We start from the raw sequence: 10,304 nt of genomic DNA on the forward strand, positions 1-10,304 counted from the left end.
CCTGGAATTTGCCTGGCTGCTTATTTCGTTGCAGCACAGGCAAACGGCAATGGTTATGCACTACGGCGTAACAGCCCCTGTTTTTTCAGCCAAACCAACAAAATAGAGATTGCTGCAGGTGTGATACCTGAAATGCGCGAGGCCTGTCCGATCGAGTTAGGTTTGTGATCATTCAGTTTAGCGATCACTTCATTCGACAATCCAGACACTTGGCTGTAATCAAGATCAACGGGCAGTAAGGTGTTCTCATTGCGTAGTTGTTTTTCAATTTCTTCCTGCTGACGGGCTATATACCCTTCATATTTAACCTGAATCTCAACCTGACCCGCAGCCTGTGGATCGGTTAATGCCGGGCCAAAAGAGGGCAGTGCTGTCAGCAAGCGGTAATCTATTTCTGGGCGACGCAGTAATTCCTCACCATTAGCTTCTTTTGACAAGGGTGCTTTCAGTAATGCATTGATCTCAGAAACATTATCGGAGTGAGGGTGTACCCAGATATCACGCAGGCGTTGGCGTTCTTTTTCAATTTGCTCAACTTTTTGGCTGTAATGTGCCCAGCGAGCATCATTGACCAAGCCTAATTTGCGGCCCATCTCAGTCAAGCGAAGATCAGCGTTATCTTCACGTAGCATCAAGCGATATTCCGCTCGCGAAGTAAACATGCGATACGGTTCTTTGGTGCCCAAGGTGCTTAAATCGTCCACCAGCACGCCAAGGTAAGCTTCATCACGGCGAGGTGACCATCCGTCTTCATCATTCGCGAAACGGCCCGCATTAAGCCCTGCAAGCAGCCCTTGAGCAGCTGCCTCTTCATAGCCGGTGGTGCCATTGATTTGCCCGGCAAAGAATAAACCGTGGATATATTTGCTTTCCAGCGTAGGTTTTAAATCACGCGGATCGAAGAAATCATATTCGATGGCATAACCAGGGCGAATGATACGTGCGTTTTCCAGCCCTTTCATTGAGCGTACGATTTGCATTTGAACATCGAAAGGTAGACTGGTGGAAATCCCGTTTGGATAGATCTCGTTACTGGTCAACCCTTCTGGTTCAAGGAAGATTTGATGTGAATTACGATCAGCAAAGCGCATGACTTTGTCTTCGATCGATGGGCAATAGCGTGGCCCGATCCCTTCAATGATCCCCGTATACATCGGGCTACGATCAAGGTTATTGCGGATGACATCATGCGTTTTTTCATTGGTATAAGTAATATGGCACGCCATCTGCTCAGGGTGCTGAGCGGCATTACCGAGGAAGGAGAATACCGGAATGGGTGTATCACCTAACTGGGGAGCTAATTGGCTAAAATCGATTGTTCGCGCATCAATACGTGGTGGGGTACCGGTTTTAAGGCGATTAACCCGTAGTGGCAGTTCACGCAGACGTTGTGAGAGTGAGATCGACGGTGGATCACCTGCACGACCACCACTGTAATTTTCCAGCCCGATATGAATCTTGCCATCGAGGAAAGTACCAACGGTCAATACCACGGCTTTAGCGCGGAATTTCAGACCCATTTGAGTGACGGCACCCACCACACGATCGTTTTCGACAATGAGATCTTCAACTGGCTGTTGGAACAGCGTTAGGTTGGGCTGATTTTCCAATGCCGTACGTACCGCAAGGCGATACAAGACACGGTCTGCTTGAGCACGAGTCGCTCTTACCGCTGGCCCTTTACTGGCGTTTAGTATCCTAAACTGAATACCGGCCTGGTCAGTCGCCATTGCCATCAGGCCGCCCAGAGCATCGATCTCTTTTACCAAATGCCCCTTACCGATACCGCCAATCGCTGGGTTGCAAGACATTTGCCCCAGTGTATCGATATTGTGCGTCAGCAATAAGGTCTGACGTCCCATGCGTGCCGCTGCCATTGCAGCTTCCGTGCCGGCATGGCCACCACCAATGATGATGACGTCAAATTGATCTGGATAAAACATGGTACTGCACCTCGCCGTTATGCGAATTTCTGTGTTTGCCCTGGGTGGGAGATTCTACTCAAGTTTAGACGATCGACCAAGCAGCTTAGGATCGGCCTTAATTAAAAGAAGATCTTTTTATTTAAAGATCTCTTTATTAGATCTCTTATTAGGATCATGATCCTCTGTGGATAAGTGATTATTCACATGGAAGATCATAGGATTAAGGAGGATCGTTTGCTGTGAATGATCGGTGATCCTATTGCGTATAAGCTGGGATCTAAATGGCATGTTATGCACAGGCACTTTGAGGTGCTAAGGTTGTTATGTGGATATGTACCGGTTTTACCCTGCTTTTAAGCATACTTATCCACATTCGTTCGCGCGATCTTTAATCAAATTAGAGCAAATTAATCCAATTTTTGACCCAAACCTCTGCCGGATCCTCGGGAATTTCATGTTGGATGACATCAATTTCTAAAATATCACCCAAACGTTTGGCACCTTGTGCGATCAATTGTTGATCCAATGCTCTCACTGCACCGCAGAAAGTGTCATATTCTGAACTGCCCAAACCAACAGCACCAAAGTGCACTTGAGAAAGATCAGGCTGCTGTTGTTCGATTTGTTCTAATAATGGTTGAAGGTTATCAGGGAGATCACCCGCACCGTGGGTTGATGTAACTATTAACCACGTACCCTCAAGCGTAAGCTCGTCTAATTCAGGGCCATGCAGCGTTTCGGTAGAAAAACCCGCCTCTTCTAATTTCTCAGCTAAATGTTCAGCAACATATTCAGCACTGCCGAGCGTACTGCCACTGATCAAGGTAATGTCAGCCATAAAGAACCCAACCGAAGTAATGAGCCGGTATTGTACGCTGTGAATGAGCTGGGATCTACCTGTGGATAATGTGGGTATAGTTATTTTAGGGTTAAGGGACAATGGTACGCATAATGGGGTTTTGCAGGGATATTAGCGTCTCTGTTGACTGGATTTCATCAATAGTCTGGATCTTGTTGATAAGTACCTGCTGGAGTGCATCTATCGATTTACACATCACCTTAATAAAGATGCTGTAATGGCCGGTGGTGTAATAGGCCTCGACCACTTCTTCTAAACTTTCCAGTTTTTTCAGGGCTGAAGGGTAGTCTTTGGCGCTTTTCAAGATGATGCCAATGAAGCAACAGACGTCATAACCTAATTTTTTTGGATTAACGTGGACACAAGCTGCGGTGATGATCCCCGCCTGGCGCATTTTCTCCACCCGCACATGAATAGTCCCCGGACTTACACCAAATTTTTTTGCCAATTCAGCATAAGGTGTGCGCGCATTTTCCATTAATGCGTTGAGGATGCCGCGATCGAGATTATCGATTTGATAAATTTCACTCATATTAACCCCTATTTTTTATCGACTATCTAATTATAGACCTATAAAAATGAATGATTAAAAGTGAAATGGCAATATTGTTTGTTGGATATTGAATTTACCCCCTGTTCTGTTGCTTAATCGATGACAAGCCAAACGGCACAACCCCATTAGCATAATAAATAATAACGAATCGAGAAAACGGCAATGAAAAAACAATTTATCCAAAAACAGCAGCAAATCAGCTTCGTAAAATCCTTCTTTTCCCGCCAATTAGAACAGCAACTGGGCCTGATTGAAGTGCAAGCGCCAATCTTGAGCCGTGTGGGTGATGGTACTCAAGATAACCTTTCTGGTTCAGAGAAAGCCGTGCAGGTAAAAGTTAAGTCATTGCCGGATGCGACTTTTGAAGTTGTTCATTCATTAGCTAAATGGAAACGTAAAACGTTGGGCCGCTTTGATTTTGGCGCGGACCAAGGGATCTACACCCATATGAAAGCATTGCGCCCTGATGAAGACCGCTTAAGTGCCATTCATTCTGTGTATGTTGATCAGTGGGACTGGGAACGTGTGATGGGTGATGGCGAACGTAACCTGGCCTACTTGAAATCCACAGTTAACAAGATCTATACCGCGATTAAAGAAACGGAAGCGGCGATCAGTGCTGAATTTGGTGTGAAGCCCTTCTTGCCAGCACAGATTCATTTTATCCACAGTGAAAGCTTGCGTGCCAAGTTCCCTGATTTGGATGCCAAAGGTCGCGAACGTGCTATTGCCAAAGAACTGGGGGCGGTATTCCTGATGGGTATTGGTGGCAAATTGGCTGATGGCCAATCTCATGATGTACGCGCGCCGGATTACGATGACTGGACGTCACCAAGTGCTGAAGGTTTTGCTGGTTTGAACGGCGATATTATTGTTTGGAACCCAGTGCTAGAAGATGCTTTTGAGATATCCTCTATGGGTATCCGTGTGGATGCAGACGCACTGAAACGCCAGCTTGCGCTGACATCTGATGAAGATCGCCTGAAATTGGAGTGGCATCAATCATTGTTACGTGGCGAGATGCCACAGACGATTGGTGGCGGTATTGGTCAGTCCCGTTTAGTGATGTTATTGCTGCAACAACAACATATTGGCCAGGTTCAGTGTGGTGTATGGGGCGCCGAAATTAGCGAGAAGGTTGAAGACCTGCTCTAACCCCTATTGAGGGAATATATTTAACCCGCGATAGCTGCAACAGCCATCGCGGGTTTTTAATCTATGCTGTAGCGATATAGATATCCAATATAACTACATGCAAGGTTATTGATGTTATGGCTCGATTTCATCCGATTAAACACTATTTACACGCCCGTCCTCGATTACTATTTTCAGTCGGCGCGGGGATTGTCACTTATTTCCTGCTGCCAACGCATTACGCAGCATTGCTGCGCTTGATGGTGAGTTGGAATGTATCTGCCTGGCTTTATTTACTGTTTTTATGGTTGCAATTGTTGCGCACTGATTCGATAAAAATCAGCAGAATAGCCCGCGTGCAGGATGAAAGTGCCAGTATGGTTCTGAGTCTTGTTAGTATGACGTGTCTGGCCAGTATCTTGGTGATTTTATTCGAATTGAGTACCGCCAATCAGCTCTCTGGCTCAGCCAAGGCATTCCATTTGGTTCTAACGGGGATGACGTTATTGGTGTCGTGGCTATTATTGCCAACGGCCTTTACCATGCATTACGCCCATCTATTTTATTTGCCACGGGATAAATCGGACACCGTTTTGCCGTTACTCTTCCCTAAAGAGATAACCACGCCTTCTTATTGGGATTTTCTCTATTTCTCATTCACTATCGGCGTGGCTTCGCAAACCGCTGATGTTGCTACCGGCACGTCAGATATCCGCCGCGTGGTGCTATTGCAGTCAGTGTTATCCTTTATTTTCAATATGACGATCTTGGGGCTGTCGATTAACGTCGGCGCGGGCTTACTTAACTAGTACCGTTTATTAGCGCTTCCAGCGGCGTATCAGGCGGCTTTTTAACCCTGTATCAAAGCGCCAGATATGATCGAAAATATGCATGATACCGGGCTTGCCGTAAGCTGACATCGCCACGGCATGAAAACGGTGTTGATGGGCTTGTTGCTGGATTTTAATCTTTCGGACTAATTCGTCCGGTAATCGTTGGGCGATAAAATCTGAAATGATCACTGCATCCACGTCATACCATTCTCTATCTTCCATTTTGCTTAAGGTGTTGGCTAAGCAGGCCGCCAAATCAGTGCCGCCACTAAAATGTTGGCTGAGAAACCGTATTGCTTGCTCGATGCCATTGGCCGCTGATAACTCGTAGTGAATTATTTCCGTGGCAAATAGCATAATGTAACAGCGACGATTATCTGCCAACGCAATACGCAGCAGAGCCAGACAAAATGCCTTGGCACATTGCTCATTAAATCCGCCCATGGAGCCTGAGGTATCGACGCAGACGATAAAAGGACCACGAGGTTGCTCGTCATTACTTTTAAGGCTGACGGGGCGCTGTAAAGTCTTTTCTTGCCAGTTGTCACCCTGTAAGCGGTAAGTGAGTAAACGGCGCTCCAGTAAGCGGCGATAAAACTCAAATTCCAGCTCACTCATCCCCAGCATGACCAATTCAGTAGGTAATAATCGCAGAATATCATTGCTCTGATGAATGCCACTGACTTCCTCTGGCACGGTATCAGGCTGGCGGACCATCAGGGTATCAGGCTCGTCGCGGGCATCGGGTGTGGGTTGTGCCTTGGCCGAACGGCTGCGGCCCAATTGTTCAGCCAATTGCTGCAATTCGGGTTGTTGTTGTAGAAAATCACCGTATTGCAGCAATAATTGATAATCACCGCGCTGTAAATGGCCCTGACTCATATCCCACAAATGCCCGGCAGCGCCATCATTGGTGGCTAATATGGGTTCCAGTGCGCCACTCAGTGCTAATCGCTGTTGTAATTCAGCCAGAAGCTGCTCCCGCTCTTGCTCAAGTAACTGGTGATGAATGGTGATAGTTTGTAGCGTCAAGCTGACGCGCCAGCGTTGTATAAAGAGGGTTTGTAGGCTATCGCCAGTTTGTGGATTTCTGGCTAAATCAGCCGTTTGTAATAATGTTGCGGCTTGTACCGCAAAGGGCGAGTGCAACTGATGCAATTGATCGACGATATCGGGCAGGTGAGCATAAAATTGCGGGCTACTTTCCAGTTGGCTCTGTTGATATAAAGAAAACTCATTTGCCAGGCTGGCGGGCGCTTTAGCCTCGCGGATACGCTGTTGTAAATTTTGCTTCCAGCCGGGGATATCCTTCATTAACGCCCGTTTAATGCGCGGGAATTTTTCAAAGAATATCGCTAATTGGGGGGCTGCTAACAACCCAACCACCATTTCTTCAATAAGTTCGCCTTCACTTATTGATAGCAGCAGATCCAGTGTTGCCAGGCTGAGCATCTGTCAGTGTCCGCGCATTTTTTGTTGCTGCTGTTTAAGCGGTTCCGCTACCTGCAATAAGCTGGCTTCTATTTTGGCCAGCCAGGATGACGGTGTGAACAGGCAGGGCTGATGCTGACTGAATAGCCGCCGTTGCTCGCTAAGGCTATTTTCCACTGCGGCCAGTTCCACCAGCAACTCTGGCGGTACGCTGGCATTCGTCGCGTCCGGTTGGGCGAGTGTCGACGGCTGGCGGCTAACATCTAGCACCAATATGTGTAACTGATCATCAATTTCTGCATCAATAGATTGGGCATAACCGACACCATTTAATTTAGCGCGTAAGGCCCCTCCTTTGTTCAGCCATTGGGCAAGAGCCTCTTTCTCTATTTGCAGATGATTGACTTGCATATCATGCAGGATGAGGGGCTTTTGCAGCAAAAGCGTCAAGGTACCGTCTGTAAGGTGGTCTGGCAGCGCATATTGGGGCTTACGGCTGAACATGCCACTTTGCTTGACCAGGGTTAGCGCCTGATGGTTACTTTGTTGCTGTTGGTGCTGCAACCATTGGCCCTGAATATGCTGTAGCTTCATTAATAGGCTTTGCTGCTGGTATCCCTGCTCGGTTAACAATTGTTCAAGCTGTTGTTGCAGCAACTTAAGGGAACTGAGGTCATGCCACAGGCAATCTTTCAGTAAAATTAAGTCAATAGGCGTCACTTCATCCCGTCCACTGAAAAAGGCACTGGCTTGCAGCAGGCGCAGTGCTTTTTTCCAGCGCCTATCTGAGACATACGGCGCGTGTTCTTGTGCGCTGAGTTGTTGACGTAGCTGAAAAATAAGCTCAAAACAGTGATCCGGTAGCGTGATTTTGTCGATCAGGGGTTGCCACTGATAGAACTCTTCATCAGTGATACTGAGATTCTCTGCCACCGGATTATGATTTTCATTCTGGCGGCTGAGCAGTAATGCGCGGAAGTTTTGCTTTTCTTGCACGCGATCCAGCCATAGGCGGATCAGCATTCGGTCATAGAGTGCTTCCAGACTGCTGTCTGCGTCAGGGAGTTCATTAGAGGCGGTAACCAGTAGCCGCATAGGGATACTGTCTTCCCGATCACCATTTCGAAAGCGCCGTTCATTAATTGCCGTCAGCAAGGTATTCAGGATTGCCGGACCGGCTTTCCAGATTTCATCAAGGAAGACGATTTCAGCTTCCGGCAAGTAACCGCCGGTCATGCGTTGGTAGCGACCTTCTTCTTTCAAGGCTTGAATGGAGAGTGGGCCAAACACCTCTTCAGGCGTAGAGAAACGGGTCATTAGGTATTCAAATGCACGGGCATTGCGAAAGGCAAATTTCAGACGGCGGGCAATCAGGCTTTTGGCAATCCCCGGTGGGCCGAGCAAAAACACACTCTCGCCACTGAGGGCGGCCAGCAAACACAAGCGGATAGCTTCCTGTCTTTCATACAGACCACTTTCAAGGGCACTGCTCAAGCGGGAGATTCTTTCTGCCAATTGTGATGATTGCGCCATAATTGTTCTACATGTTCCATTAGTTGATTAATTTTTACCTGATAAAAAGCAATAAACTACCCTTTTCTTAATGGGATCGCGTTTTTTTATTAATCAGATAGCTTGTTGATTAGTGGTATTTTTATATCATTAGTGATTTGTGATTGATTCATTTCCGCTCTTTTCGTTGCCTTATTTAAGGGTAGGCAATTCGTTGAAATCGTGCATACTGTGCGCCTTTTGGTGGCCGTATAAAGAATGCAGAACCGGTTATTGCGGTTCTTAAACGCACGCATTAGCTTATGGATGTTCTAGCAAAAAGAAATCAATTATGAGCACAGAACATAAACAGTCTTTATCGGCGGTAACCCTGGCAGCTATCGGGGTCGTTTACGGTGATATTGGTACCAGCCCACTCTATACCTTGCGAGAGTGTTTTTCTGGTCATTATGGTTTTGATGTCCGTCCGGATGTGGTGTTTGGTTTTTTATCGCTGATTTTCTGGATGCTTATCCTGGTTGTCTCGGTTAAATATCTGACCTATGTCATGCGGGCAGATAACGCCGGTGAAGGGGGGATTTTAACGTTAATGTCCTTAGCGGGACGCAATACCTCTTCTAAAGCAACCTCAATACTGGTGATTCTTGGGTTGATTGGTGGCAGCTTCTTTTATGGTGAAGTGGTGATTACCCCTGCAATATCCGTAATGTCAGCCATCGAAGGGCTAGAGATAGCCGCACCTGCACTCGATCCTTATATTGTTCCCTGCTCCATTGCGGTATTAACCCTGTTATTTGTTATTCAAAAACACGGTACCGGTAGTGTGGGTAAATTATTCGCTCCCGTTATGTTGGTGTGGTTTCTGACTATCGCACTACTGGGGCTGCGCAGTATTATCGCTAATCCGGAAGTGCTGGCGGCGCTGAATCCCAAATGGGCGATAAGCTTCTTTACTGAATATAAAACCGTGTCGTTTTATGCCCTTGGCGCTGTTGTTCTGGCTATCACCGGGGTCGAAGCCTTATATGCAGATATGGGGCATTTTGGTAAATTCCCTATTCGTTTGGCATGGTTTACTGTGGTGTTACCTTCGCTGGTACTGAACTACTTTGGTCAGGGCGCGTTATTGCTGAAAAACCCCGAAGCCATCAAAAACCCCTTCTTCTTGTTAGCGCCCGATTGGGCATTGATCCCGGTGCTTATTCTGGCGACGCTGGCCACGGTTATTGCCTCGCAGGCGGTGATTTCTGGCGTGTTCTCGCTTACCCGGCAGGCGGTGCGTTTGGGCTATTTACCGCCGATGCGGATTATTCATACTTCTGAAATGGAATCCGGCCAGATATATATCCCAGTGATTAATTGGACACTGTATCTGGCGGTGGTTCTGGTGATTGTCGGTTTTGAGCGTTCCAGTAATTTGGCGGCTGCTTACGGGATCGCGGTGACCGGTACCATGGTGATAACCAGTATTCTGTTCTGTACCGTGGCACTGAAAAACTGGCATTGGAACCGCGTTTTTGTCGGTTGTTTACTGGTGGTCTTGTTGATTATTGATATTCCGATGTTCTCTGCCAACGCCCTGAAACTGTTCTCTGGCGGTTGGTTGCCACTGTCGCTGGGGCTGGTGATGTTTATCATCATGACCACTTGGAAAAGCGAGCGTTTCAGTTTGCTGCGCCGTATGTATGAGCACGGTAATTCATTGGAAGCGATGATTGCTTCATTGGAAAAATCCCCTCCGGTGCGAGTCACCGGTACTGCGGTGTATATGTCGCGGGCAATGAATGCCATCCCTTTTGCATTGTTGCATAACCTTAAACATAACAAAGTGTTGCATGACCGGGTTGTGTTACTGACACTGCGCACGGAAGATGCCCCTTATGTGCACAATGTGAAGCGGGTGGCCATCGAGCAACTCTCACCGACATTTTGGCGAGTGGTGGCCAGTTACGGTTGGCGTGAAACGCCGAATGTGGAAGAAATTTTCCATCGCTGCGGTTTGGAAGGTTTACCTTGCCAGATGATGGAAACCTCGTTCTTTATGTCCCATGAGTCGC

General features: G+C 47.2%; 8 protein-coding genes. 3 read left to right on the plus strand and 5 right to left on the minus strand.

Annotated features, from left to right (window positions below):
* Positions 1 to 53 precede the first annotated feature (53 nt).
* The 3 genes from mnmG to asnC form a co-directional block, all read right to left on the minus strand.
* Positions 54 to 1,943 carry a tRNA uridine-5-carboxymethylaminomethyl(34) synthesis enzyme MnmG gene (gene mnmG / locus AEP37_RS08235; protein WP_049612275.1) on the minus strand — a complete coding sequence of 630 codons (1,890 nt, stop codon included), beginning with the start codon at positions 1,941 to 1,943 and terminating at the stop codon, positions 54 to 56.
* A 379-nt stretch (positions 1,944 to 2,322) separates the two neighbouring features.
* Positions 2,323 to 2,763, minus strand: coding sequence for an FMN-binding protein MioC (mioC, locus tag AEP37_RS08240; RefSeq protein WP_049612277.1), 441 nt, complete (start codon positions 2,761 to 2,763; stop codon positions 2,323 to 2,325).
* Positions 2,764 to 2,854: 91 nt separating this feature from the next.
* On the minus strand, positions 2,855 to 3,316 hold the full coding sequence (asnC, locus tag AEP37_RS08245; protein ID WP_049612279.1) for a transcriptional regulator AsnC: 462 nt from the start codon (positions 3,314 to 3,316) through the stop codon (positions 2,855 to 2,857).
* A 183-nt stretch (positions 3,317 to 3,499) separates the two neighbouring features.
* On the opposite strand from asnC, the gene asnA reads away from it, so the two are divergent.
* Positions 3,500 to 4,492, plus strand: coding sequence for an aspartate--ammonia ligase (asnA, locus tag AEP37_RS08250; RefSeq protein ID WP_049612281.1), 993 nt, complete (start codon positions 3,500 to 3,502; stop codon positions 4,490 to 4,492).
* 116 nt (positions 4,493 to 4,608) lie between these two features.
* Positions 4,609 to 5,280 (plus strand): DUF1345 domain-containing protein, encoded by a 672-nt coding sequence (locus tag AEP37_RS08255; RefSeq protein WP_049612283.1) that lies wholly within the window; start codon positions 4,609 to 4,611, stop codon positions 5,278 to 5,280.
* 9 nt (positions 5,281 to 5,289) lie between these two features.
* Here the strand turns inward: AEP37_RS08255 and viaA are convergent, their stop codons facing one another.
* Positions 5,290 to 6,756, minus strand: coding sequence for an ATPase RavA stimulator ViaA (viaA, locus tag AEP37_RS08260; protein ID WP_049612285.1), 1,467 nt, complete (start codon positions 6,754 to 6,756; stop codon positions 5,290 to 5,292).
* A gap of 3 nt (positions 6,757 to 6,759) precedes the next feature.
* Positions 6,760 to 8,268 (minus strand): ATPase RavA, encoded by a 1,509-nt coding sequence (ravA, locus tag AEP37_RS08265; RefSeq protein ID WP_049612286.1) that lies wholly within the window; start codon positions 8,266 to 8,268, stop codon positions 6,760 to 6,762.
* A gap of 310 nt (positions 8,269 to 8,578) precedes the next feature.
* Here ravA and kup point away from each other — a divergent pair.
* Positions 8,579 to 10,304, plus strand: a 1,726-nt coding sequence (gene kup, locus AEP37_RS08270; RefSeq protein ID WP_049612289.1) for a low affinity potassium transporter Kup, incomplete at its 3' end; no start/stop codon positions are given.

Origin of the sequence: Yersinia pekkanenii, from assembly GCF_001152565.1 — a bacterium.
Classification (GTDB): Bacteria; Pseudomonadota; Gammaproteobacteria; order Enterobacterales; family Enterobacteriaceae; genus Yersinia; species Yersinia pekkanenii.

What these genes read in the sequence shown, in the direction of transcription:
- mioC (WP_049612277.1), bottom strand. Translation starts at nt 2,763, where the DNA reads ATGGCTGACATTACCTTGATCAGTGGCAGTACGCTCGGCAGTGCTGAA.
- mnmG (WP_049612275.1), bottom strand. Translation starts at nt 1,943, where the DNA reads ATGTTTTATCCAGATCAATTTGACGTCATCATCATTGGTGGTGGCCAT.
- asnA (WP_049612281.1), top strand. Translation starts at nt 3,500, where the DNA reads ATGAAAAAACAATTTATCCAAAAACAGCAGCAAATCAGCTTCGTAAAA.
- AEP37_RS08255 (WP_049612283.1), top strand. Translation starts at nt 4,609, where the DNA reads ATGGCTCGATTTCATCCGATTAAACACTATTTACACGCCCGTCCTCGA.
- ravA (WP_049612286.1), bottom strand. Translation starts at nt 8,268, where the DNA reads ATGGCGCAATCATCACAATTGGCAGAAAGAATCTCCCGCTTGAGCAGT.
- asnC (WP_049612279.1), bottom strand. Translation starts at nt 3,316, where the DNA reads ATGAGTGAAATTTATCAAATCGATAATCTCGATCGCGGCATCCTCAAC.
- viaA (WP_049612285.1), bottom strand. Translation starts at nt 6,756, where the DNA reads ATGCTCAGCCTGGCAACACTGGATCTGCTGCTATCAATAAGTGAAGGC.